Origin of the sequence: Sphingomonas sp. TX0543 (assembly GCF_048565505.1) — a bacterium.
Taxonomy (GTDB): Bacteria; Pseudomonadota; Alphaproteobacteria; order Sphingomonadales; family Sphingomonadaceae; genus Sphingomonas.
Genome location: NZ_JBLZUS010000002.1, coordinates 843360 through 866542, shown reverse-complemented (window position 1 = coordinate 866542; position 23183 = coordinate 843360). Strand labels below are relative to the sequence as shown.

At 64.2% G+C, this 23183-nt stretch carries 21 protein-coding genes and 1 pseudogene; 13 read left to right on the top strand and 9 right to left on the bottom strand.

The window, feature by feature from the left end:
• Window positions 1-19: 19 nt before the first annotated feature.
• The 3 genes from ACM61V_RS04785 to ACM61V_RS04775 are packed head-to-tail and all read right to left on the bottom strand — an operon-like array spanning window position 20 to window position 3229.
• Window positions 20-1159: a glycosyltransferase gene (locus ACM61V_RS04785; protein WP_137787927.1), complete on the bottom strand. Its 1140-nt coding sequence runs from the start codon at window positions 1157-1159 to the stop codon at window positions 20-22.
• A gap of 47 nt (window positions 1160-1206) precedes the next feature.
• Window positions 1207-2322 carry a glycosidase gene (locus ACM61V_RS04780; protein ID WP_137787928.1) on the bottom strand — a complete coding sequence of 372 codons (1116 nt, stop codon included), beginning with the start codon at window positions 2320-2322 and terminating at the stop codon, window positions 1207-1209.
• Window positions 2323-2353: 31 nt separating this feature from the next.
• Window positions 2354-3229, bottom strand: coding sequence for an alpha/beta fold hydrolase (locus ACM61V_RS04775; protein ID WP_137787929.1), 876 nt, complete (start codon window positions 3227-3229; stop codon window positions 2354-2356).
• A gap of 37 nt (window positions 3230-3266) precedes the next feature.
• Between ACM61V_RS04775 and ACM61V_RS04770 the strand changes: the two genes are divergently transcribed.
• Entirely contained in the window at window positions 3267-4625 is a 1359-nt protein-coding gene (locus ACM61V_RS04770; protein WP_137787964.1) for a protein adenylyltransferase SelO family protein, read from the top strand.
• Between the two features lie 72 nt (window positions 4626-4697).
• Window positions 4698-6110, top strand: a complete 1413-nt coding sequence (gene astD / locus ACM61V_RS04765; protein WP_137787930.1) for a succinylglutamate-semialdehyde dehydrogenase — start codon at window positions 4698-4700, stop codon at window positions 6108-6110.
• A gap of 42 nt (window positions 6111-6152) precedes the next feature.
• Here astD and ACM61V_RS04760 read toward each other — a convergent pair whose 3' ends face one another.
• Window positions 6153-7988, bottom strand: coding sequence for a DUF885 domain-containing protein (locus tag ACM61V_RS04760; protein WP_137787931.1), 1836 nt, complete (start codon window positions 7986-7988; stop codon window positions 6153-6155).
• 116 nt (window positions 7989-8104) lie between these two features.
• Here ACM61V_RS04760 and cobA point away from each other — a divergent pair, with 116 nt between their 5' ends.
• From cobA to ACM61V_RS04735, 5 genes are read left to right on the top strand one after another with little or no spacing between them, the layout of a single operon-like run.
• Window positions 8105-8893, top strand: a complete 789-nt coding sequence (cobA, locus tag ACM61V_RS04755; RefSeq protein WP_137787965.1) for a uroporphyrinogen-III C-methyltransferase — start codon at window positions 8105-8107, stop codon at window positions 8891-8893.
• The gene (locus ACM61V_RS04750) at window positions 8890-9186 is read left to right on the top strand and encodes a DUF2849 domain-containing protein (RefSeq protein WP_137787932.1); all 297 of its coding nucleotides are present in this window, start codon (window positions 8890-8892) and stop codon (window positions 9184-9186) included. The genes cobA and ACM61V_RS04750 overlap by 4 nt, the downstream gene beginning before the upstream one ends.
• Window positions 9186-10817, top strand: coding sequence for a nitrite/sulfite reductase (locus ACM61V_RS04745; protein ID WP_137787933.1), 1632 nt, complete (start codon window positions 9186-9188; stop codon window positions 10815-10817). Before ACM61V_RS04750 ends, ACM61V_RS04745 begins: the two co-directional genes overlap by 1 nt.
• Complete coding sequence (locus ACM61V_RS04740; RefSeq protein ID WP_137787934.1) at window positions 10810-11247, top strand: DUF934 domain-containing protein; 438 nt, start codon at window positions 10810-10812, stop codon at window positions 11245-11247. The genes ACM61V_RS04745 and ACM61V_RS04740 overlap by 8 nt, the downstream gene beginning before the upstream one ends.
• On the top strand, window positions 11240-11998 hold the full coding sequence (locus ACM61V_RS04735; RefSeq protein WP_137787935.1) for a phosphoadenylyl-sulfate reductase: 759 nt from the start codon (window positions 11240-11242) through the stop codon (window positions 11996-11998). Before ACM61V_RS04740 ends, ACM61V_RS04735 begins: the two co-directional genes overlap by 8 nt.
• Window positions 11999-12093: 95 nt before the next feature.
• Here ACM61V_RS04735 and ACM61V_RS04730 read toward each other — a convergent pair whose 3' ends face one another.
• Window positions 12094-13590: a replicative DNA helicase gene (locus tag ACM61V_RS04730; protein WP_137787936.1), complete on the bottom strand. Its 1497-nt coding sequence runs from the start codon at window positions 13588-13590 to the stop codon at window positions 12094-12096.
• Between the two features lie 111 nt (window positions 13591-13701).
• On the opposite strand from ACM61V_RS04730, the gene ACM61V_RS04725 reads away from it, so the two are divergent.
• The 3 genes from ACM61V_RS04725 to ACM61V_RS04715 are packed head-to-tail and all read left to right on the top strand — an operon-like array spanning window position 13702 to window position 15322.
• Window positions 13702-14184, top strand: coding sequence for a UPF0262 family protein (locus tag ACM61V_RS04725; RefSeq protein ID WP_137787937.1), 483 nt, complete (start codon window positions 13702-13704; stop codon window positions 14182-14184).
• Between the two features lie 5 nt (window positions 14185-14189).
• Window positions 14190-14864, top strand: coding sequence for a glycoside hydrolase family 25 protein (locus tag ACM61V_RS04720; protein WP_137787938.1), 675 nt, complete (start codon window positions 14190-14192; stop codon window positions 14862-14864).
• Window positions 14861-15322: a cytidine deaminase gene (locus ACM61V_RS04715; RefSeq protein ID WP_137787939.1), complete on the top strand. Its 462-nt coding sequence runs from the start codon at window positions 14861-14863 to the stop codon at window positions 15320-15322. The genes ACM61V_RS04720 and ACM61V_RS04715 overlap by 4 nt, the downstream gene beginning before the upstream one ends.
• Window positions 15323-15587: 265 nt before the next feature.
• Here the strand turns inward: ACM61V_RS04715 and ACM61V_RS04710 are convergent.
• Window positions 15588-15717: pseudogene (locus ACM61V_RS04710) on the bottom strand (IS630 family transposase); the annotation flags it as partial.
• Window positions 15718-16137: 420 nt separating this feature from the next.
• On the opposite strand from ACM61V_RS04710, the gene ACM61V_RS04705 reads away from it, so the two are divergent.
• Window positions 16138-17403 carry a hypothetical protein gene (locus ACM61V_RS04705; RefSeq protein ID WP_137787941.1) on the top strand — a complete coding sequence of 422 codons (1266 nt, stop codon included), beginning with the start codon at window positions 16138-16140 and terminating at the stop codon, window positions 17401-17403.
• A gap of 366 nt (window positions 17404-17769) precedes the next feature.
• Here ACM61V_RS04705 and ACM61V_RS04700 read toward each other — a convergent pair whose 3' ends face one another.
• The 3 genes from ACM61V_RS04700 to ACM61V_RS04690 form a co-directional block, all read right to left on the bottom strand.
• Window positions 17770-18399, bottom strand: a complete 630-nt coding sequence (locus tag ACM61V_RS04700; protein WP_137787942.1) for a glutathione S-transferase family protein — start codon at window positions 18397-18399, stop codon at window positions 17770-17772.
• Between the two features lie 123 nt (window positions 18400-18522).
• Window positions 18523-19407, bottom strand: a complete 885-nt coding sequence (locus ACM61V_RS04695) for an alpha/beta hydrolase fold domain-containing protein (RefSeq protein ID WP_419713855.1) — start codon at window positions 19405-19407, stop codon at window positions 18523-18525.
• 26 nt (window positions 19408-19433) lie between these two features.
• Window positions 19434-20906, bottom strand: a complete 1473-nt coding sequence (locus ACM61V_RS04690) for an MFS transporter (protein WP_137787944.1) — start codon at window positions 20904-20906, stop codon at window positions 19434-19436.
• 118 nt (window positions 20907-21024) lie between these two features.
• On the opposite strand from ACM61V_RS04690, the gene ACM61V_RS04685 reads away from it, so the two are divergent.
• A complete protein-coding gene (locus ACM61V_RS04685) occupies window positions 21025-22203 on the top strand; it encodes a serine hydrolase domain-containing protein (RefSeq protein ID WP_137787945.1) in 1179 nt (392 codons plus the stop codon).
• Window positions 22200-23147, top strand: a complete 948-nt coding sequence (locus ACM61V_RS04680) for an alpha/beta hydrolase (protein WP_137787946.1) — start codon at window positions 22200-22202, stop codon at window positions 23145-23147. The genes ACM61V_RS04685 and ACM61V_RS04680 overlap by 4 nt, the downstream gene beginning before the upstream one ends.
• The last annotated feature ends 36 nt before the right edge of the window (window positions 23148-23183 follow it).

Here is a 23183-nt window from a genome sequence, read left to right as displayed (position 1 = left end):
AAATTGCGTTGCGCGTCGCTCAGCCGCCAAGCGCGCCCGGCCGGCCGATCGCTTCCTCATAGAGCGCGGTATAGCGCGCGATCATCACGCTTTCATCATATTGGGCGCGCGCCTTCGCCTGATTCGCCGCGCCCACCGCCGCGCGCAACGCCGCGTCCCGCAGCAGCGGCTGCATCGCGTCGCGCAGTTGCACCTCGGTCGCCTGCGCGGCGATGAAGGGCAGATTTTCGGCCGCCACCATCCGCGCCACATCGCCCACCGGGGTCGAGACAATTGGCAAACCGGCGGCCATCGCCTCCATCACCGAGATCGGAAGCTGCTCGGAACGCGAGGAAAGCGCGAGCAGATCGAAATGCCGCATATACCGATACGGGCGATCCACGAACCCCGGCATCACCAGCCGGTCGTCGATCCCCATCGCCAGCGCCTGCCGCTCGATCGCGGCCCGTTCCGGCCCCTCGCCAACGATCACGAGCCGGTATTTGCCTGCCAGCCCGCCGACCGCGCGGACGAGCGCCGGCAAATCCTTCACCGCGCGCAGGCCCGCGACGGTGCCGATCACCACCTCCTTCGGCTTGCGGGTGAAGCCGGGGATCGCGTTCGGCTCGGGCGCGCGGGAATAGGCCATGGTGGCGATCCCGTTGACGATACGGTGCACCTTGCCGCGCGGCTGCTTCCACGCCTCCAGCGCGATCCGCTCCAGCGTTTCCGAAGGCACCGCCAGCGCATGCGCGGCACCAAGCGCGAGGCGGCGGTAGAGGTTGCGCTCTCGCTTCAGCCCGCCCGCCTCATCCTCGTTGAAGCCATCCTCGTGGTGGACAAGCGGCGGCACGCCCCTGCCGAACACGCGCCGCGCCATCGATCCGTCGATCGCGCCCCAGTTATAGCTTAGCACCAGATCGAACCCGCGCATGTAGCGCGCAATCGCCTCGTAGCGCTTTACCGATGGCTTGCCCGTCAGCGGTGGCGGGCTCTGCGCGATCTCATAGGCGACGCCCGTTTCGATCTGGTCGCGTGCGCCGTAATGCCCGTCCATCGACGACACGATCACATGGCGCGCGCGATCCCCGAAGGCGTTCATCAGCCGCACCGCGCGCGCCTCCTTTCCGCCGAGATCGAAGGTGGAATGGAGGTGGAGAATGCGGATCGGCCCAGCCATGCTCGCGCCCCTACCCCATCCACTCCGCAAACGGGAGAGGCCTGCGCCTAGCCGATCACCCCCTTCGGCACATGCGTGATCCGGCACGCGAGGTCAGCCTCGCCGCTCGCCACCACCCAATGATCGCCACCATCGGCGATGCCCGTCGTGAAGACGATGTTGTCGAGATACATCTGGTCGCTGATCGGATCGGTGAGCGCGGAATTCGGCTCGATCAGCGGCGCGCTGCCGCTGGCGATGATCCGCCAGGGCTCGTCCCGGTCCAGCAGCGTCCAATACGTCCGATAGATGCCGACCATGCCGTGCGGCTCCACGCCATGCCACAGCGTGAGCCAGCCGGCGTCCGTCCTGATCGGTGGCGCCCCGCCCCCCATTCGCGCGCTGGCGACGGTGGCGGCATGCGGGCGGATGCCGGGATGCTCGCTCGGCTTCCAGTGCAGCGCATCGGGCGAACTGGCGAGGTTTATCGATGGCCCCGCGCGCCATTCGCTATCGGGCGGATAGGCGAAGTAGAGTTCGCCCAGCGGCCGGGTCTGCGCCCAGTATTTTCCGTGGATCAGCCCCTCGAAGATCAGCATGTCCTTATTCTGGTGATCGAGCACGATGCCCTCCAGCGTCCAGTCCAGTGCATCGTCGCTGGTGTAGAGCGCGGTCGCCAGCCGCTCCGGGCTGACGGAGCAGGCGGTCATCAGATATCGATCGCCCACGCGGCTGATGCGCGGATCCTCCACGCCATAGCATTGCCACGGCGCGCGCGGGGCGATCGCGCGATCGTAGTGCACGGCCAAGACGCGCCGCCCGTCCGCATCCAGCTCGACCGGCAACAGCCATGAGAGCGAGGTCAGCGCGATCACCCGCCACCCGCCGCCGCGCATCGCCACGACGCGGGGATCGGCGATGTCGACCAGTTGCAGCGGCCAGTGATCGAGCCGGCAACCCGCACCGTCCCATCGCATCGAACGGACCTGGCCGTTCACGATCGGCTCTTTCAGCGCCTCCGCCACGCGCACCATCAGCAACAGATTGCCGTTGGCAAGCCGCGTCATCCCCGGATTGAACGCCCCCAGCACATAGGTTTCCGCGTCGACCCGCCCCGCGAGCGGCGAACGCGCGAGATCGACGTCGGCGGGGGCGAATATCAGATGGTCGAGCGGAAAGGTCATGATGGCTCCGGCAATGCACCGGAACGACGCCTCACGCCCGTGCCGGTTCCCGATCGGCTTGGGCAAGCAGCCGGAGGATCGCGTCATCCACCCCCGCCTCGTCGAGCGTCGGCGCATGGCCGATGCCCGGCACCGTCAGCAGCGCCGCCCCCGGCATCGTCTCGATCATCCGCGCCGCCGTGGCTTCGGAAAGGATATCGGAAGTGCCGCCACGCACCACCAGCACCGGCACGTCGCCCAGCGCGGCAAGCGCACGCCACATGTCCGGCCCCGCTTCCGCGCCCGGCACACGAAACGGCTCGGCGATCTTCAGATCATAGTCGAGCACGATCCGCCCGGCGTTGTTCAGGCGATACAGCCGCTTGGCCATCGCGAGCCACGCCTCGATCGGCCAGGCGGGATAGACATCGGCATTCGATTCCGCGAGCGCGCGCGCCGCGTGCATCCACGTCGGGAACACGCTCGGCTTGCCGACATAGCTGCGGATACGCGCCAGCCCGTCGGCATCGATCTCCGGCCCGACATCGTTGAGCACCGCGCCGGCGATGCGCCCGGGCAGCATGGCGGCGAGCAGCATCGTCACGATCCCGCCCAGGGACGTGCCGATCGAAACGAAACGCCCGATGCCCGCTTCGTCGATCAGCGCGGCAACGTCCTGCGCATAGGTGAGCGGGCCATAGCTCATCGGATCCTTGGCGTAGGCACTCTCGCCGCGCCCGCGAAACTCGATCGCGATCACGCGCCGCGTTCCGCAAAGCCGCTCCGCCAGCGCCGCATAATCGCGCGCGTTGCGGGTAAGGCCCGGCATGCACAGCACCGGCAGCGCAGCCGGATCGCCCGGATAATCGCGCGCATGAAGGCGGAGGCCATCCTTCGACCACCAATACAGATCCTGATAGGCGGCCATGCTTGAACCTTTGCTGCGATGCACCCCATATCGCCGGATGCCCTTCGACCCGCAAGCGTATCGACCGGAAGCCGCGCTCCTTTCGCTGGGAGATGCCTTTTACGATCCCGTCGCGGCGGCGGATTTTCCCGAAACACGGCTGCGCTTCCGCAACGATCGCGCCGCGCGCGAGGTGGGGCTGGGCATGCTCACCGACGCCGAATGGATCGCCCATTTCGGCAGATTCGCGCCGCTGCCCGGCTCGCTGCCGCAGCCGCTCGCGCTGCGCTATCACGGCCATCAGTTCCGCGTTTACAACCCGGAGATCGGCGACGGGCGGGGCTTCACCTTCGCGCAGCTTCGCGATGGCACGGGCAGGCTTCTCGACCTCGGCACCAAAGGGTCGGGGCAGACGCCGTGGAGCCGCTTCGGAGACGGGCGCCTGACGCTGAAGGGCGGCGTGCGCGAAATCCTGGCGAGCGAGATGCTGGAGGCGCTGAACGTCCCCACGTCGCGCACCTTCTCGCTGATCGAGACGGGCGAGGCGCTCCAGCGCAACGACGAGCCTTCCCCCACCCGCTCGGCGGTGCTGGTCCGGCTGAGCCACAGTCATATCCGCATCGGCACGTTCCAGCGGCTCGCCTATCAGCGCGACGAGGGCGCGATGCGGCGGCTGGTCAGCTACGTCCTGCGCGAGCTTTACGGCGAGGACAGCGACGATCCCCTTCGCCTGCTCGACCTGGTCATCACGCGCACCGCGACGCTCGCCGCGCGCTATATGGCCGCGGGCTTCGTCCATGGCGTGCTCAATTCGGACAATATCAACCTCACGGGCGAAAGCTTCGATTACGGCCCATGGCGGTTCGCGGAGACCTGGGATCCCGGCTTCACCGCCGCTTATTTCGATCACGCCAATCTATACGCCTTCGGCCGCCAGCCGGAGGCGATCCACTGGGACGTGATGCAGCTGGCGATCTCGCTGCGGCTGCTGGTGGAGGCGGAGCCGATGATCGCGCTGCTCGACAAGTTCGGTGATCGCTACCAGCCCGCTATTACCGCAGCGATGCTATGGCGACTTGGCCGCACATCGATCGACCCGGCGACTGATCGCGCCCTCGTTCAGTCAATCGAACGCGCCCTGCGCACCAGCCGCACCGCGGTCGATCGTTTCTTCTTTGACGCTTTCGCACAGGAACTGCCCCCCGAATATGGCCCGGAATGGGACGATTCACGCGCCTTGCTGGCGCGCCATGCGTTTCGTTCGTCGCGCACGCATGGCTATTGGCGCGGCGGGCCATGCGCGATGCTGATCGACGAAGTGGAGGCGATCTGGTCACGCATCGCCGAAGCGGATGACTGGTCGGCGCTCGACGCCAAGGTGTCGCACATAAGGGAAATGGGGGAAGCGCTGGCGTAGCTTGTCGAATGCCGCAGATATTCTCTACACTCGATGGCGGGATCGCGCGCGATCGCTGGGGGGATGATTACGATGGCCACCGAACTCGTCTCATACGAGCCGGCAACCGGCAGCGAACTGTGGCGCGCGCCGATCAGCGACGTCGATGCCGAGGTGGCAGCCGCGCGCAGTGGATGGGCGAACTGGGCGGCCCGCGCGCTGACTGTCCGCATCGAAACGCTGCGCCGCTTTGCCAACGTGGTCCGCGCGCGCGCCGATGCCTTTGCCGAACTGATCGCGCGTGAGACCGGCAAGCCGTTGTGGGAAGCGCGGACCGAAGTGGACACGGTCATCGCGAAGGTCGACATCTCGGTCAGCGCCTATGCCGAGCGCACCGCGCAGCGCCGGCTCGATTCCCCGATGGGCAGCCGCATGGCGCTGCGCCACAAGCCGCACGGCGTGCTCGCGGTGCTGGGGCCATATAATTTTCCGGCGCACCTGCCCAATGGCCACATCGTCCCCGCCCTGCTCGCGGGCAATGCCGTCGTATTCAAGCCATCCGAAAAAACGCCGGCGACCGGCGTGTTCCTGGCCGACTGCCTGATCGAGGCGGGCGTTCCCGAGGCGTGCATCCGCGTCGTGATCGGCGGCCCGGACGAAGGCCGCGCGCTCGCCGCGCATGACGGGATCGACGGGCTGTTGTTCACAGGTTCCGCTCGCACGGGCCTCGCGCTCAATCGCGCGTTCGCGGAGAAGCCGGAGAAGATCCTCGCGCTCGAAATGGGCGGCAACAATCCGATCGTGGTGTGGGACACACCCGATCTCTGGCAGGCAGCCGTCCTTATCGCTCAATCCGCCTTCACCACCTCGGGCCAGCGCTGTACCGCGGCGCGCCGGCTGATCGTGGACGACAATCTGTACGAGCCGCTGATGGAGCAGCTCAACAAGCTGGTCGCGCGCCTCATCGTTGACGAACCGTTCGCCAATCCCGCCCCGTTCATGGGCCCGGTCATCGACAATGACGCGGCGGATCAGCTCAGCGACAGCTTTCTCGAGTTGTTGATGAAGGGCGGCCGGCCAATCCGCCATCTGGAGCGACCGATCGCGGGCAGGCCCTTCCTGCTGCCGGCTCTGATCGATGTAACGGGCGTAGAGGGTCTTCCCGACGCCGAATTGTTCGGCCCGGTATTGCAGATCACCCGCTGCAATGATTTCGACGCGGCGATCACCGAGGCGAACAATACGCGCTACGGCCTGTCAGCGTCGCTCATCAGCCAGACACCGCAATTGTTCGATCGTTTCTGGGCCCGGGCGCGCGCCGGCATCGTGAACTGGAACAAGCCGACAAACGGCGCCTCGTCCGGCGCACCGTTCGGCGGCATCGGCTGGTCAGGCAACCATCGTCCGAGCGCCTTCTACGCGGCGGACTATTGCGCCTATCCTGTAGTAAGCAACGAGGCGGACGCCGCTCGCGCCACGATCGGCATCGGCCTCAACGAAGGCTGATGCCCTCCGTCACCCGGCGGCGGCGGAGGGCATGACGGTGGCCTACTTTCCGCCCGCCGTCACCCAGGCGTGGATTTTCTCCTCAAGCACCGGCATCGGCAGCGCGCCCGTATCCAGCACTTGCGCATGGAAGGCGCGCGGATCGAATTTGGCGCCCAGCTCCGTCTTGGCCGTTGCCTTCAGCCGCGAGATGGTGAGCTGGCCGATCTTGTAAGCCAGTGCTTGCCCGGGAATTGCGATATAGCGTTCGACCTCCGCGGTAGCGTCGGTCTTTCCCATCGGCGAATTTTCGAGCATGTAGGTGATCGACTGATCGCGCGTCCAGCCCTTGGCGTGGATGCCGGTGTCGACCACCAGCCGCATCGCGCGCAGCATCTCGTCGTTCAGCCCGCCCATCCGCTGATAGGGATCGGTTTCCACGCCCAGATCGTGCCACAGCGTTTCCGCGTACAAGCCCCAGCCCTCGGCATAGGCGGTGTTGCCGCCGAAGCGCATGAACGCCGGCAGCGCCGCATTCTCCTGCGCGATACTGATCTGGAAGTGATGCCCCGGCACCGCCTCGTGCAGGTACAGCGTCTCCATTTCCCACATGTAGCGTGAGGGCAGATCATAGGTATTGTAATAGAAAACGCCCGGCCGTGATCCGTCCGGCGTGCCGCCTTGATAGGAGCCCCCGGCCTCGGTCTTTTCCTTGTAGGCCGGCACCGCGCGTATCTCGAGCGGGGTCTTGGGAATGAGCGAGAACTGCTCGCGCACCCGCGCGTCGACACGCTTGCCGATCGCCTCATAACCTTCGCGGAGCTGTTCGGCCGAGCTTGGCTGGAATTTCTTGTCGGTGCGCAATTCCGTGAAGAATTCCGCCAGCGTCCCCTTGAAACCGACCGCCTTCTTCTGCGCCTCCATCTCGGTGCGGATGCGTGCGACCTCCCGGAGCCCGAGCTGGTGAACATCCTCCGCCTTCAACGGCAGCGTGGTGTTGCTCTCGATCAGATATTCGTAGAGCTTCACGCCGCCCGGCATCCCTGAAAGGCCAACGCTGTCGCGCGCATGGGCGAGATAATCGTTGGCGAGATAGTCGCGCATCCGCTTGTGCGCGGGGATCAGCACGTCGCGGATCTGCGTCGCATAGGCCGCGCGGAGCCGGGCCTGATCGGCGGCGGAAATGCCGTCCGGGAATTTCTTCACCGGGCCGTAGAACACCGATCCCTCGACACCCTGGTTGATGAGATTGTCGAACTGCTCGATCATGTTGCGCACGACGAGCTTGGGTTGGACGATATTCTCCTTTACCCCCTGCCTGAACAGCCCGATCGCGCGATCGAGGATCTGGGCATATTCGGCGTTGCGGGTCAGGTTGTTCTCGTAATCCACCAGCGTCTTGAATGGCGCTGCCCCCTGCCCGGAGGCGAAATCGGGGTAGAAAGTCTGGAAGCCGAAGAAGTGATCGATCGGGCGCAGGTTCGTCGCCTTCAGGATATCCGGGGCGAACCCGCGCAGCGTGATCTCGGTCTGGTTCTTGAACACGTCATAGGCGATCTGGTCGATATGCGTGAGCTTCGCGCGATCGATCCGCTTCAGCCCCGCCAGATCGTCCTCACTCGCCTTCTTCTCGGCCGCGAGATACGCATCGGTCAGGTAATTGCCCAGATGCGCGGCATAGCGCAGGTCGCCGCGAAAGATGCCGCTGACCGGATTACGCTTCAGGCTCGCCTCGTCGCTGTCGTGGAACAGCTTCTTCAGCCTGGCATCTTCCGGGCCATCCCCCGGCTGCGCGGCGGGTGGCGGCACCGCCTGGGCAGCGGCGATCGCTGGCGCGGCGAAGGCGGTGCCCGTTAGCAACAGGGCGGCGAACAAATTACGCAACGGCGTTATCCTCATCCATCAAGTGTTGCAGATGAATATAACACTTATCGGGTGGAGAAAAGCTGGTCTAGGCCGTGGCCAAGCAAGCCTCCGTTGCCGCCGCGCTCGCCGCGGCCCATCTGCGCATCACTATGGCGAGCCTTCTCGATCCCGACGCGCGCGGCCGCGTCATCCTTGTCGGCGCCGGCCCCGGCGATCCGGGCCTGCTCACGCTGCGCGCGGCGGAGGCGCTGCGCCAGGCGGACGTGGTGGTGCACGATGGCTTGATCGACCTGCGCGTACTCGATCTCGCCCCTCCGGCCGCACAGCGCATCTCGGTCGCCAAGCGCCGCGCCCGGCACACGCTGCCGCAGGAAGCGATCAACGCGCTCATCATCGCGCATGTGAAGGCCGGCAGCGTCGTTGTCCGCCTCAAGGGCGGGGATCCGTTCATCTTCGGTCGCGGTGGCGAGGAAGTGGAGGCGGTGCGCGCCGCGGGCCTGCCGGTCGAGGTGATCCCGGGCGTCTCGGCGGCGCTTGGTTGCGCGGCGGAGGCGATGCTGCCGCTGACCCACCGCGATCATTCGAGCGCGGTCAGCTTTGTGGCCGGCCAGTGCAAGGGCCTGTCCGAGCAGGATTGGGCCGGCCTCGCCGGGCAGGGCCGCACGCTCGTGATCTACATGGGCGTCGCCACTGCCGAGCAGATCGCCGACAAGCTCATGGCGGATGGCGTCGCACCCGACATGCCGGTTGCGGTACTGGAAAAGGGCACGCTGGCCGGGCATCGCGCGATCAAGACTTTATTGGCCGATCTCGGCGCGATGGTCGAACGTGAAGGGGTTGGCAGCCCTGCGATCATCGTTGTCGGCGAGGTGGTGGAACTCAGCGACGCCGAGGACAAACTGGCCCGGTGGGCGAAGGTTGCGGAGAATATCGCGTGAAGCTGCTGACCGGGAATGATCTGCCCACCGGCGATGTCGTCTGGTGGACGGGCACGGGCTGGTCGCGCCATGTCGAGGATGCGGTTGACGTCGGCGATCGGGGCGAGGCGATCGCGCAGGCCGAGGATGGCGCGCGACGCGTCAATGCCGCTTATGTGATCGACGCGACGGCAACCCCCGCCGGCCCGCGCCCCGCGCACATCAAGGATCGCGTCCGTGCACTCGGCCCCACGGTGCGCCCTGATCTGACACTCAAACCCGCCGATCCTAACGCTGGGAGCTGGGTCATCTGATGTATAAGTACGACCAATATGATCAGGCGATCGTCGACGCGCGCGTCGATGAATTCCGCGATCAGGTGAAGCGCCGCCTCGCCGGCCAGATCACCGAGGATCAGTTCAAGCCGCTTCGGCTGATGAACGGTCTCTATCTACAGCTTCACGCCTATATGCTGCGGGTCGCGATTCCCTATGGCACGCTGGACGGCCGACAGATGCGCATGCTTGGCCATATCGCGCGCAAATACGATCGCGGCTATGGCCATTTCACCACGCGCCAGAACATCCAGTACAACTGGATCAAGCTGGAGGATGCGCCGGATATCCTCGCCGATCTCGCCTCGGTTGAGATGCATGCGATCCAGACCAGCGGCAATTGCATCCGCAACATCAGCTCGGATCAATATGCCGGCGCCGCCGCCGACGAGGTCGCGGATCCGCGCCCTTGGGCCGAACTGTTGCGGCAGTGGAGCACCTTCCACCCCGAATTCAGTTTCCTGCCGCGCAAGTTCAAGATCGCGGTGATCGCCGCGCCGGAGGATCGCGCCGCGATGCGGCTCCACGATATCGGCATCGAGCTGGTGAAGCGCGATGGCATGCTCGGCGCGCGCATTTTCGTCGGCGGCGGCATGGGCCGCACCCCGATGATCGCGCCCGAAATCAAGGAATTCGTGCCCGCCGCCGATCTGCTCAGCTATCTCGAGGCGGCGCTGCGCGTGTACAATCGCTACGGCCGGCGGGACAATATCTACAAGGCGCGGATCAAGATTCTCATCCACGAGCTTGGCGCGGACGAGTATCGCCGGCAGGTGGAGGAGGAATTCGCGCTGGTCAAAACGCTGGGGATCGATCCCCCGGCCGCCGAGCTTGAACGCATCACCGCCTTCTTCGCGCCGCCCGCGTTCGAGACCGGGCTGGGCGATGCGGTCGATCGCAGCGATCCGGATTTCGCGGTCTGGCTCGATCAGAATGTGAAGCCGCACAAGCAGCCGGGCTATGCGATCGTCAACGTGTCGCTGAAGCCGGTCGCTGGGATTCCCGGTGACGCCTCGGCCGACCAGATTGACGTGCTCGCGGATCTCGCCGAGCGCTTCAGTTTCGATGAGCTGCGCGTCACCCATGCGCAGAACATCGTCCTGCCGCATGTCGCGCGCCGCGATCTGCCGGCGCTCTGGGCCGCGCTGTCCGACGCGGGGCTGGCCGAGGCGAACCTCGATCTCATCACCGATATCATCGCCTGCCCCGGGCTCGATTATTGCAGCCTCGCCAATGCGCGCTCGATCCCGGTCGCGCAGAAGATCGCGGCGCGCTTCGCCGATCTCGGGCGGCAGCGCGAGCTGGGCGAACTGAAGCTCAAGATATCCGGCTGCATCAACGCGTGCGGCCATCATCATGCCGGTCACATCGGCATCCTTGGCGTGGACCGTAAGGGCACGGAGAATTACCAGCTTCTGCTTGGCGGATCGGGGGCGCAGGATGCCAGCCTCGGCAAGATCACCGGCCCCGGCTTCAGCGAAGATGGCGTGGTCGATGCGATCGAGCGTGTGACCGACAAGTATCTGGCCGTGCGCGAGGATGGCGAACGCTTCCTCGATACGTATCGTCGCGTCGGCTTCGAGCCGTTCAAGGAAGCGATCTATGGCTGATGGCGATAACCTGCTGCGCTTCCGCGACGACGAGGCGCATGACGAGCCGGCCATTACGCTGGACAGTTTCCTCGCGGGGCAGACCAATGCCGGCGCAGTGCGGCTTGAGGCTGGCGACGACGCGCGCGCGCTGCTGCCGCATCTCGGCCAGATCGCACTGGTCGAGGTAAGCTTCCCCACGTTTCGGGACGGGCGCGGCTATTCGGCGGCGCGAATCCTTCGCGAGGCAGGGTATGCTGGCGAACTGCGCGCTTCGGGCGATTTGCTGGTCGATCAGGTGACCTTCATGCGCCGTTGCGGTTTTGACAGTTTCGCCCCGCAGGCGCCGATCGATGCAGCAGCGCTAGATCGCAGCCTCGCTCGCTATGCGCATCACTATCAGGCCGCCGCCGATGCCGCCGTGCCGGTGTGGAAGCTGCGTCATGGGTAAACCCGCCCGCATACTGGATACGATCGACGTGACGCCGGCCTTCGCTGCTGGAGACGCGGCGCTCTATGAGGCGCGGTTCGCCGGCATCTCGACGCAGGATATGCTCGCGGATTTGCTGAGGGGCGAGCTCAAGGGTCGGATCGCGGCGGTATCGTCGTTCGGCGCGGAATCCGCCGTGCTGCTGCACATGATCGCGGAAATCGATCGCGACGTGCCGGTGATCTTCACCAACACGCAGAAGATGTTCGGGGAAACGCTGGAATATCGCGACGAGCTGGCCGAGCGGCTGGGCTTCACCGATTTGCGCGTCTATCGCCCCGATCCACGCCTTCTCGCGACGAAGGATGCCAACGGCCTGCGCTGGTCATATGACCCGGACGGCTGCTGCGAGATCCGTAAGGTGGAGCCGTTGCGGCGCGCGCTTGCGCCGTTCGACGCATGGATATCCGGTCGTAAGGGCTTCCAGTCCAAGACCCGCGCGGGCATTCCCCGCTTCGAGATCGATGAGGGGCGACTTAAACTAAATCCGCTGGCGAACTGGGATCGCGCACGCCTCCAGGAATATTTCGATCAGCATGAACTGCCGCATCATCCGCTGGAGGCGGACGGTTATCCTTCGATCGGCTGCAAGCCCTGCACCTCTAAAGTGCAGCCAGGCGAAGATCCACGCGCCGGGCGGTGGCGCGGGTGGGACAAGGTGGAATGCGGCATCCATCTGCCAACAAGGCCGGGCGAAGAGCCGGCATTCTGACGACCGCGCGCACGATGCGATGAAGTGCGCGGGTTCGCGCTTGCCGCGGCGCTCAAGAACACCCCACGGATAGAGACGCGGCGTGCGCCGCCTTCTCAATAGCCGGCGTAATCGCTGAAACGCGTGATCGTCGGATCGAAGCGCAGCATGACCTTGCCGGTGGCGCCGTGCCGCTGCTTGGCGACGATCAGCTCGGCCAGCCCGAACACGCGCTCCATATTGGTCGCCCATTGCGCGTGTTCCTCGAACACCTTGCTGTCGTCGCCTTCCATCGGCCGCTTCGGCTCTTTCTGGCCAACATAATAATCCTCGCGGAACACGAACCACACCATGTCCGCGTCCTGCTCGATCGAGCCGGATTCGCGCAGATCCGAGAGCTGAGGACGCTTGTCCTCGCGCTGCTCGACCGCGCGGCTGAGCTGGGAAAGCGCCAGCACCGGCACGTTCATGTCCTTCGCGAGCGTCTTTAGCCCACGCGAAATCTCGGAGATTTCCTGCACACGATTGCCGTCGCTCGATTTGCCGCTGCCGGTGAGAAGCTGGAGGTAATCGACCACCACTAGCCCGATTTCGTTGTTGTGCCTCCGCTGGAGCCGGCGCACGCGGGTATGGAGGGCGCTGATCGAGAGACCGCCGGTGTCGTCGATGAAGAACGGGAGATTTTCAAGCTCGGCCGCCGCCGTCGCGAGCTTCTCGAATTCGGCGCGGCTGATCTTTCCCATGCGCAATGCTTCGGAACTGATGCCCGATTGCTCGGCCAGGATACGCGTTGCGAGCTGATCGGCGGACATTTCGAGGCTGAAAAACGCCACCTTCGCGCCTACCGACTGCGATGGCGGGATACCGTCCGCCATATCGCGCATCCAGCGCCGCGCCGCGTTGAAGGCGATGTTGGTAGCAAGCGAGGTTTTGCCCATGCCGGGGCGACCGGCGAGGATCATGAGATCCGAATGATGCATGCCGCCGATCTTGGCGTTGACCGAATCCAGCCCGGTGGTGACGCCCGACAGATTGCCGCCGGAATTGAGCGCGCGCTCTGCCATCTTCACGGCCATGGTGGTGGCCTGGACGAAGGTCTTGACGCTGTTCTCCGCTCCGCCATCGGCGGCGACCTTGAACAGTTCTTCCTCGGCCGCCTCGATCTGCGCGCGCGGGTTCACCTCCTCCGACGTATCCATGGCGCGATCGACCAGCGTGCGGCCAACCGAAACCAGCGCCCGCAACATCGACAGATCATAAATCTGCTGCGCGAACTGCCGCGCGCCGATCAGGCCAGCACCGGATCCGGTGAGGCTGGCGAGATAGGCGGGGCCACCCAGCTCCTTCATCCCCTCGTCCGCATCGAACATCGGGCGCAAAGTGACGGGGGTGGCGAGCATGTCGCTGCCGCGCAGCGTCTTGATCGCGGCGAAGATCCGTCCGTGCAACGGTTCGTAGAAATGCGCCGGCTCAAGCCGGTCGGCGATATCGTCGGCAAGCCGGTTGTCGATCATCATCGCGCCGAGCAGCGCGGCCTCCGCCTCCACGTTGCGTGGCAGGTGGATCGGCTCGGCGGAATTTGCGGCGGGGTGGGTGAATGCGAGCGTGGCCATCGCACCGGCTTCTACGCTCGCGTCCCCCGGCGGCTCAACCGTCTTGCGTCAAATGATGTGGATAATGCGGGTGGATTGTCGCGCGCGCCGTTCACCTCTATCGCAACGCTAATGGCCGATCCCCGGATCATCGATGTCGAGCTGGACGAGCACACAATATTGTGGCGTTCGGCGGATATCGAGCAGGAAAGGCGGATTGCGATATTCGATCTGATCGAGGGCAATCACTTCGCGCCGCAAAAGGTCCACCCTGACGGTTACGCCGGGCCATATCGGCTCGCGTTGTCGGTGGAGGAGGGGCGGCTGTCGATGGCGATCCGGCGCGAGGATGGCGCACCGCTTGAGACGCACATCATCGCGATGGGTCGGTTCCGCCGGCCGATTCGCGACTATTTCGCGATCTGCGACAGCTATTTCCAGGCAATCCGCCAATCGACACCGCAGCAGATCGAGACGGTGGATATGGCTCGCCGGGGAATACACAACGAAGCGGCGGAAATGCTCAAGGAGCGGCTGGCGGGCAAGATCGAGATCGACTTCGATACCGCGCGGCGCCTGTTCACGCTCATCTGCGTCCTGCATATCAAAGGCTGACGTCGATGTGGGGGTTGGGACGTTTCGCGTTGATCGTCGCCGCGCTAGCCTTGTCGGGCGTGGCCGCGTGGCAATATGCGACGCACTGGCGCCCCTCGACCGAGCGCTATCCGGTGCAGGGCGTCGACGTAAGCGCAAGCGACGGCGCGATCGAATGGAACAACGTATCCGCCGCCGGCGCCGATTTCGCCTATGCCGTCGCAACCCGCGGCGCACGCGAGCGCGACCCGGCGTTCGAGACGAACTGGCATGGCATGGAAGCGGTCGGCATGCGGCGCGGCGCTGTGCACCTCTATTCCTTCTGCCAGCCGGCGCGAGAGCAGGCTAATGCGTTCAATACGTTCGTCCCGGCCGATGCGGACGCGCTGCCGGTGGCGATCGACATCAGCTACGATCCAGGCTGCACCACCCGGCCGGAGCGCGACACGCTGGTGAGCGAGCTGAAGCTGCTCGCCGGAACGATCGAGGCGCATATGCGCAAGCCGGTGTTGCTGCGAATATCGCGCGCGGTGGAAATGGATTACGACATCAGCGCCGCGCTGCCGCGCAACCTGTGGGCCAGCGGCAATTTCATCGCGCCATCTTATGCCGCGCGCCCGTGGCGGCTGTGGCGCGCCAACGATATGCGCCGCGTCGACGGGATCGACGGCCCGGCCAATTGGGACGTCGCCGCACCATGACCGATCGCGCCACACTCATCGCCGCCGCTCGCGCGGCCGCGCTCCACGCCCATGCGCCCTATTCGCGCTTCGCGGTGGGGGCGGCGCTGCTGATGCGTGACGGATCGATCGTGACTGGCGCCAATGTCGAGAATGCCAGCTATGGCCTGTCGCTGTGCGCCGAAACGGTCGCGGTGGCCAGCGCAAGTGCGGCGGGCTTTCTCGCCGAGATCGTCGAAGTTGCCGTGATCGGCGGCCTGATGGATACGCACGGCGTCCCCATCGGCACGACGACGGTGAACCCCTGCGGCCGGTGCCGACAAGTGTTGAACGAGGCGGCACAGATGGGCGGACGCGATCTGATTGTCCATTGTGGCGCGGCGGAGGGCGGGGCGGTCATCACCTATCGCCTTTCCGAGTTGCTTCCGGACGCGTTCGGGCCAGCCGATCTGGGCATAACCCCGCGCCCGGCGGCGTGAGCGCGAACCGTCCGCTCACGCTGCAAAAGCTGTTCGCTTTTCAGGTCGGGGTGACGATTTACCGAAGGCGGGATGGCGTGATCGCGGTCGGTCGCTCAGCCGGCAGCGTGCTCGCGTTCGCCCCACAAGATCGAGCGATGTTCGTCGGTAAAGCCGGTCAAGCCACCCTCGACGGTCTCTGCCCGAGCGACGCCGACGGCGAAAGCCGGCCGCGACCGCGCGGGCTCTTCCTGCATCGCGGCCGCCCAGCGCTCAATCGCCACTGGCGATGCGGATCTAGGTCGAGCGGGCCTTGGAACCACTCCCACCGACGCTTCAGAACGTCGGGGCGGTTCTGCTCCGGGGCATGCCCGGACTTTGTTGAGCGTGATCCGGCGACGCGCGAAGAAGCGCAACAGACCTGCGACGTTGATCCCGACGCCATGTGCGCCGCGCTCGGTGCGCAGGTCGGTATGCGAGATGGCCGGCTGCGGTTCGATCGCGCAGCGGATCAGGAGCAACATGCGCCTCGATCCGACCCGAGCCGCGGTCGCCGCCTTGGCGCCTGGGCGTGGCATCGCCCTTCATCGGCCCAACGCATTCGAGCGCGACGATCTGCGCGTCATATACGACAAGGCCCCGTCTGGTTAGGGGCGGGGCCATGTGGCACGGTTGGTTGCGGGGACCCGCAGCGGATTGAAACATACATTTGCGATGGCAAGGGCATGAATCGCTCTTCGAGCGGGCGCCGCGCGTCGGACCGGCAGTCCAGACCGCAATTGGACGACGACGCTCCGGGTTGCGCTGGCGCACCTTCACCCTCCGGCGAGGAAATCGTGGCGGGGATGACCGCCGGGCGGGACTGGTGGCAGCTGCGCGCTTTCGACGTCGCGCCCTGGATACGCAGCCTGCCCGTCTCCATCAGGACGGACAAGCATAACCGGCTCGGCTGGTTAGGGCGTCCCTGGGACGGCCACAACGACCTGCCGGTCGGCGAATGGGCATGGGATGGCGAGCGGGAGCTAGACGAGGCCGAGCCGCTGGTCGACGACATCGACGCCTGGGATGGCACGATCGTCCCCGGCCACGAGCTGAAGAAGCTGATAGCGGAGCTCCGGCGGCTAATAGCGGCCAAACCCGGTCTGGGTGTCGCCTTGCCGGACTATCGCGACGTCCGGGCAACCCTCGTCGGCGAGGAGGGCGATGTGTCGGAACCGACCTCCGCAATGGCCGTCGTGGACTTTGACATCGGCGAGATGATCCTGCCGATCGGGATCGACGACTGGCAGCTGCGCCCCGACACGTGGAGGCCGGTGGAGGAAGTCGCTGCGCTCATGGTCTCGATGCTGGTCGACACCTTATCGAGCCGTCGCAAGCTGCTTCGAAGGGAACGGAAGATGCGCGAAGGCTTCGAGCGCGACGTCGCCCGGTTCGGAGGCGGTGCCTCCCCGCTCTGGCTGCGAATGGAGCCCGTGCGCTTCACCAGCCGTCGATCCAAACTCTTCCGCCAGCCCTACGTGGCGCTCGACGTTGAACTTGGTATCTACCAGGTCTGGGCTCCGTCCGGATTAGAACAAGTGAGCTCGGCACCAAGGCTCAGGAAGGTCTATTCGCGGAGGGGCTCCGGTCACTGCCGCAACGTCGAGCGCCTCAAAGTCTTGCGCGCGACGGGATCGATCGGCTGGATCAGCGACGTAGCGCTGGCCCTGATAGAACAGGCGGGCCGCAACCCGGCAGCGGTGTTCAAGCAGGAGCTCGATGCTGCGCTCCATGACGGGAGCCATGACCACTACGGCTGCGACGGACACTTCGGCGCCCTGTTCTGCCACTACGGCGTGCTCAATCCATTCTTCACGTTCGATGGCGGCTGCTACAGCGACGGCACCCTCACCCTCGACGGCAGGTATCCCGAAGTGTTGGCTCTCGGAGCGCCGGGGCGGCTCTTGGCCCAATACGTGGACCATCCCGCATTCGTGGCCGCTGGAGCGGTAATCGAGCGATCAGAGTGGAGCGAGGAACGACTGAAACTTTACCACACGCCAAGGCTGTTCACCGTGGAGGAGGCGGAGCGCAGGTGGTCTGGAGGCCGAACCTCTGAATAAACGTGAAGACGCTGAGCGGCCTCGTTGAACCGGCTGACGCGGATGGCCGTGACCTCGCCGGAGGCGCTGCGGTCGCGTGAAGCGACGCCGTCTTTCATCGCCATTATGCACGGCATTCACTTTCGCGCCCGTCACGATCCAAACCGTCCGGCAGCATCAGGAAGTGCCAACGTGCACTTGGACCGAACCCATCCGTAACTCACGCTAGGCGATACGGTCGCCGGCGATCGTGAGGTCTGCGTACGGAGGCTCTTTCCTCAACGAAAGTAGTTCGAGCGCGTAGCCGTGTTGACTGGGCACCGCAAAGCGGGAGCGTCGGCGACGTTGGCGCTGCTCTAGATTACGCCACTGACCTACCCGAACAAGTTAGCGCCATGCCGGCGCCTGCATATCGACCTCACGCGCCCGTTTGAAGGCTGATCTATCGCACGCACGCTCGAGATAGGCTCTCACATTCGGTCCGTACCCCGGTCCTAGACCGACGATCGTATCGCCCAAATAGAGCGCGTATACAATCGCGATGTCAGCGATGGTGAAACGATCGCCGCACAACCATTCGCGACCCGACAACTCGGCCTCTACCGACTTGAGACGACCATAGAACCATTTTTCGTAATCGAGCGCCGTACGGCCGTCCGGATCTGGCTCGAATTGACGATAGCGAAGCACGATGGTCTGCGGAAACGTCAGCGTCGCGTCACTGAAAAACAACCAGTTCAAGAAGTTCGCGTACCCTGATTCAGCGGCACTAATGGCCAATGGGGTCGGGCCGTATTTTTCTGTCAGGTAAAGACACATCGCCGTGGACTCGCTCATCCGCACGTCGCCGTCGATCAGGTAGGGCACGGTTCCCAAGGGGTTGGTCGCTAAATAAGTTTTTTCGCGCAGGCGGGGCGGGAAAGATAGGAAAACCGGCCGATATGGTAGGCCAAGTTCCTCCAACGCCCACAGGGGTCGCAGGGAGCGGCTCTCCCGGCAGTGATAAAGTTCGATCACCGGCCTAGTACCTTATTCCGAAGTTAAACTTCTCATAAACTGGTAAGGTTGATCGCCGGTCGCAGTCGCGCGTCGGCGATTGTGTGATGATGCTTCGAGCTACCAACCCTGACGGACCCCTGATCAAAGTAGAGCTCTCACGATTTGCCTGCGCGCTTCGCGCCCCTCACGAGTTGGCAGGGCAGGCGACGGGTGTATCAAACCCTCGCCCTCGCGATAATCGACCTCGACTCCCGCTTCCCTAGCCTTGGCAACCAGCAACCTGGTGTCCGGATTGGTGATATCGCGCGTTCCGCTGATAACCGTCATAGGTCCAAGCCCAGACATCATCCCATGCAGCGGACTCACAATCGGATTTGTTAGATCGAGGCCGCCACGCCACTGCTCGAAAATCGGTCGAAGGGCATCGCTCCGCAATAGTGGGTCCATTCGTTCGACCGCATTGAGCTCAGGATTAGACAGAGTGAGATCGAGCGCTGGATGGATGAGAACCGTCCGCCTGAGCTGCACGCCCTCGTCGCGCAGTTGCATCGCCACTGCCAAAGCAATGCTACCTCCTGCTGAGTCACCGCATATGCTGACCCCCCGGGCAGGACGTTCCCTCAGCTCATCCCGTGCGAGCTGGGAAATAAATTCTACCGCCTCCAGGGCCGTGCCCCAGGGCACCAACGGATAGATCGGAACGATCGCACAAGTATGAGCTTCGGCGGAAATCCGCGCGATCAACCTCCAGTGAAACGGGTTGATTTCCCCATAGTAGGCTCCGCCGTGAACGTAGATGACCGACTTGTCCGCCTCCATTCCCACCGGCTTCACCGAGTAGACCGGCCACCGATGCTGGTCGACGCGATCGATGAAGACATCGCGTCGAATGCGCTTCGGGTGGCCGAACCTCGCAGGTCGGAGTGCGGCAGCACGCACCGCGTCTTTGCCCGCTTCCGCGGTCGATGGCGGCTTCAGCGTTAACCGCAAAAGCGTCTCGAAGAATAGGCTCCCGAAGCTCGGCATCAATGCGCTCCAACCATGGTCGGGTCTTAATCCGTACCCAGAAGGCCCGTTGGCCGCGCTGTCCGAGTCGAGCGCCGCTGATTGAGTTCAACGATGATCTCCTGATGTCGCGCGCGCCCAAGCCGATAGGTCAGGATCAGCGGCAAAACTACAAGGAAGGCCAAGCCATGGCCGGCGCCCCACAACAGGCCGAGGAATGTCGCTGAGCGTTCTGGCAGGACAGCGACAGTGTTTGCGGTCGCCTTCAATCCGACCGAGGACAGCACTAGCCCAGCGACGAGTGAACCAATGCCGGTGGCTGCCTTCGCTGAAAAAACAAGCGCGCTGAAGTACAGACCTTCGCAGCGCTGCCCGAACTTCAATTCGTGCTCGTCCACGGCGTCTGCGATCATCGACTGGAAACCGATGAAAAAGAGCGAGTTGCATGCGCCGAACGAGACGCTCGCGACGACCAAAACTGCGGTCGCCGCGGGGGTCGGCAGTGGTCCGAGCCACTGATACGCCGTAAGCACCGATGATGCCTGACCGACCGCCACAACGATGATGCCAAGAACGATCACATCCCGCTTTTCCATGCGCTGCAGTATGAGAGCCGTGAGCGGGATCCCAAGCAGCAGTCCCACTTGGAAACCGACGATGGGAAATTGGTTCTGGGCAGCCGGCAGCTTCCAGAAGTGATTATAGGCGTACAGGTTTAGTGCGTTCATGCTGCCCGCGATGATCAACACGATCAGGGCCGACGTGAAGAGGACCATAAAGGACCGATTCCGCGCAAGATCCTTAAGGTCTTCAAGGAAGGACTTGGAGGTTGCGCTTGGCGGTAGGTGCTCAGCCGCACTGGAAGCGACAGCGCGTCGGACACCGATGATGCACGCCAAGCCCATCGTCAGCACGACGACGGTCAATAATAGGCCCAATTGGACGTATGCACTTCGGGACGCATAGTCCTCCTTGGTCGTGAATATCACGCCGAAAGCCGGCGCGATCGTGAGCACCGTTCCCACGAATCCGAAGATCATCCTGTAGACCGTGACACTAGACCTCTCGTCGTAATCGGTCGTCAACTCGGCGGTGAGCGCCGCGTAAGGCAGTGCGTAAATCGATGTCCCGACACGGAGGAGAATGTTCGAAAGCAAGGCAAGGCCGATGGCCGACACCGTGCCCCCCGAGATCGGGATTCCGAACAGAGCGAGAGATGCAATGCAAATGACCGGCAGTCCGCCGATCATGAATGGCAACCTGCGACCCCACCTGCTCTGCGACCTATCGGACCACGATCCGATCAGCGGATCCGCCACGGCGTCCACTAGCAGCGACAGGAAAATGACCGTTCCGGCTACAGCCGGTGAAATGCCGACCACGCTGGTGAGATAGAACAGGAGAAAGGTGTTCGCGACGAACGTCGCCGAGACCTCGACACCTTGGCCTACGCCAAAAAGTAATTTCGTTCGCACCGGCAGTCGACGAGCAGCCCGGGTCCCCATATCGCTCTTTCCCATCGCCACCCGCTCCAGACTGCCAACTAACTACTAATCATGCAATGCATTGCATAAACCGACTCGTCGCTGCTATGCAAGTTCGATCAAACGCGGAAGCGTTGAGGAGGACGGAGGGGATATGACTATCTCGACTCACATCGGCGGGCACGTTGCACCGGATTTCGAGCGCTGCCGTGAAGCATTCGAAACTGGATTTCGGAGCGGCTCCGAGGTGGGCGCGGCATGCGCCATAAGGGTCGGGGGGGAAACCGTCGTAGACATCTGGGGTGGCGCAGCAGACGGGATCACTGGTCGCGCGTGGGAGCGAGACACGATCGTACCGGTGTTCTCGGTATCGAAAGGCGTCGCCGCGGTGTGCGTGCTGCATCTCGTGTCGCAGGGGCTGCTGGACCTTGACGAACCAGTCTCCACGTACTGGCCCGAATTCGCTGTGTCCGGTAAATCGAGAGTCACGGTCCGCCAGGCTTTGGCCCATCGTGCCGGCGTCCCCTTCGTGGACGGCGAGGTCACGATTCAGGACCTCCAGAACGTTCCAGGCATGGCCGCCCGGCTGGCAGCGCAAAAGCCTATATTCGACCCTGGTGCAACCCATATCTATCATCCGGTATCGATCGGCTGGATCACGAGCGAGCTTGTTCGTCGGGTGACGGGCAATTGTCTCGGCGATTGGCTTCGGACTGAGATCTGCGAACCGCTCGGACTTTCCATCTTCATGGGATTGCCAGCCCAGGAAGGCGAGCGAGTTGCTCGTCTCGTCTACCGCGACCCCGAGACGGCCGCGAAAGTAGTCGCCGAAACCATGATGGAAGATACGCTGCCGTGGCATGCGCTCACGCTCAACGGTCTCCTGTCCTTCGCGCCCGACCTCGGGAAAGGCAGTCTGAATGACCCTGCTGTCCAGCGGCTGGAACTCGCAGGCGCCGGTGGCATCGCCGACGCAAGGTCGCTGGCAACCTTCTATGGCGCTTGCATCGCGCCGGTAGACGGCGTCCGGTTGATGTCGGACGAAGTCATCGCCGACAGCATCAAACCTGTGTCAACGGGGCGTCAGTTCGGCCTTGAAGAAGACGGTCCATCCTGGGCCGCAGGAGTGATGACCCCCTGGCGGGTGCAGCCGATGCTCGGAGGATCGAGCTTCGGCCATGACGGCATGGGTGGGAGCCTCGCCTTCGCGGAACCGCGGCGACAGGTCGCTTTCGCCTATGTCCGTAACGGCATGGCGGCCGGCGGCTTTGAAGATCCCGAGGTGTACGCGGTCGTAGCCGCTCTCCAATCAATTCTTGAGGAAACAGAATGATGCTCGATCCTGTGCTCTCGCAGTTACTCGCGTCCGTGCCGCTCGAAGTTTCGCTGCCGATAGATTGGCCTGCACAGCGGGCGACCGCTGCAACCCTGCTACCTCTCATTCGGGGAGACGGACCGACGACCGAGGTCGCATCGGTCGAAGAGCGGCTGGTCGACGGCCCGAACGGACCTGTTGAACTGCGCGTTTATCGGCCGACCAGGCCAACAGCGACTACGCTCCATTACATCCACGGTGGAGGCTGGGCGGTCGGTGATCTCGAAACGGTCGATCATACCATTCGGCACATCTGCGAAGCGCTCCCGGCAGTGGTCGTTTCGAGCACCTACCGTCTAGCGCCAGAACAACCCTTCCCGGCGGCCTACGAGGACACATTGGCAGCCGTCAGCTGGACGGTCGACCACCTAGCCGAGCTTGGTGGCGATTTCGCTCGACTGGGGATCGCGGGTGACAGCGCAGGGGGAAACCTCGCAGCGGCTGTGGCAATCGGACTGCGTCCGGTCACAGACGACGGTGTCCACCCACTGGCGGCTCAGCTGCTGTTGTATCCATCTGTCGACCTGCGCGATTCCTCCTGGACGGCGAAGTCGAGAATTGCGGATGCAGATCCCAGCCTACGGTGTGACGTGATGCGTGCCACGGCCGCTGCATACATCGGCACGAGCGATCCCGACGACTGGCGACTGTCGCCGAGCGCAGCCGATGACCATTCCGGCTTGCCGCCGGCGCTGATCGTCGTGACCACAGTCGATCCGCTCCGGGATGAGGCGGTCGCCTATGGCGAACGACTAAGACAGTCAGGGGTCCATACCGAGGTGATGGAATTTGCCAACATGACCCATGGCTTCACGCACCTTAGGCGGATCGTACCAGCCGCAGCGGAGGCGTCGGAGCAGGTGATCGACGAATTTCGAAAGCTGCTCGACCGGCCAAAATAAATTGTTGCCACGGTCTACCATGGTCAGAGGTCGCTC

What these genes read in the sequence shown, in the direction of transcription:
- ACM61V_RS04785 (WP_137787927.1), bottom strand. Translation starts at nt 1,159, where the DNA reads ATGGCTGGGCCGATCCGCATTCTCCACCTCCATTCCACCTTCGATCTC.
- ACM61V_RS04780 (WP_137787928.1), bottom strand. Translation starts at nt 2,322, where the DNA reads ATGACCTTTCCGCTCGACCATCTGATATTCGCCCCCGCCGACGTCGAT.
- ACM61V_RS04775 (WP_137787929.1), bottom strand. Translation starts at nt 3,229, where the DNA reads ATGGCCGCCTATCAGGATCTGTATTGGTGGTCGAAGGATGGCCTCCGC.
- ACM61V_RS04770 (WP_137787964.1), top strand. Translation starts at nt 3,267, where the DNA reads ATGCCCTTCGACCCGCAAGCGTATCGACCGGAAGCCGCGCTCCTTTCG.
- astD (WP_137787930.1), top strand. Translation starts at nt 4,698, where the DNA reads ATGGCCACCGAACTCGTCTCATACGAGCCGGCAACCGGCAGCGAACTG.
- ACM61V_RS04760 (WP_137787931.1), bottom strand. Translation starts at nt 7,988, where the DNA reads ATGAGGATAACGCCGTTGCGTAATTTGTTCGCCGCCCTGTTGCTAACG.
- cobA (WP_137787965.1), top strand. Translation starts at nt 8,105, where the DNA reads ATGGCGAGCCTTCTCGATCCCGACGCGCGCGGCCGCGTCATCCTTGTC.
- ACM61V_RS04745 (WP_137787933.1), top strand. Translation starts at nt 9,186, where the DNA reads ATGTATAAGTACGACCAATATGATCAGGCGATCGTCGACGCGCGCGTC.
- ACM61V_RS04740 (WP_137787934.1), top strand. Translation starts at nt 10,810, where the DNA reads ATGGCTGATGGCGATAACCTGCTGCGCTTCCGCGACGACGAGGCGCAT.
- ACM61V_RS04735 (WP_137787935.1), top strand. Translation starts at nt 11,240, where the DNA reads ATGGGTAAACCCGCCCGCATACTGGATACGATCGACGTGACGCCGGCC.
- ACM61V_RS04730 (WP_137787936.1), bottom strand. Translation starts at nt 13,590, where the DNA reads ATGGCCACGCTCGCATTCACCCACCCCGCCGCAAATTCCGCCGAGCCG.
- ACM61V_RS04725 (WP_137787937.1), top strand. Translation starts at nt 13,702, where the DNA reads ATGGCCGATCCCCGGATCATCGATGTCGAGCTGGACGAGCACACAATA.
- ACM61V_RS04720 (WP_137787938.1), top strand. Translation starts at nt 14,190, where the DNA reads ATGTGGGGGTTGGGACGTTTCGCGTTGATCGTCGCCGCGCTAGCCTTG.
- ACM61V_RS04715 (WP_137787939.1), top strand. Translation starts at nt 14,861, where the DNA reads ATGACCGATCGCGCCACACTCATCGCCGCCGCTCGCGCGGCCGCGCTC.
- ACM61V_RS04695 (WP_419713855.1), bottom strand. Translation starts at nt 19,407, where the DNA reads ATGCCGAGCTTCGGGAGCCTATTCTTCGAGACGCTTTTGCGGTTAACG.
- ACM61V_RS04690 (WP_137787944.1), bottom strand. Translation starts at nt 20,906, where the DNA reads ATGGGAAAGAGCGATATGGGGACCCGGGCTGCTCGTCGACTGCCGGTG.
- ACM61V_RS04685 (WP_137787945.1), top strand. Translation starts at nt 21,025, where the DNA reads ATGACTATCTCGACTCACATCGGCGGGCACGTTGCACCGGATTTCGAG.
- ACM61V_RS04680 (WP_137787946.1), top strand. Translation starts at nt 22,200, where the DNA reads ATGATGCTCGATCCTGTGCTCTCGCAGTTACTCGCGTCCGTGCCGCTC.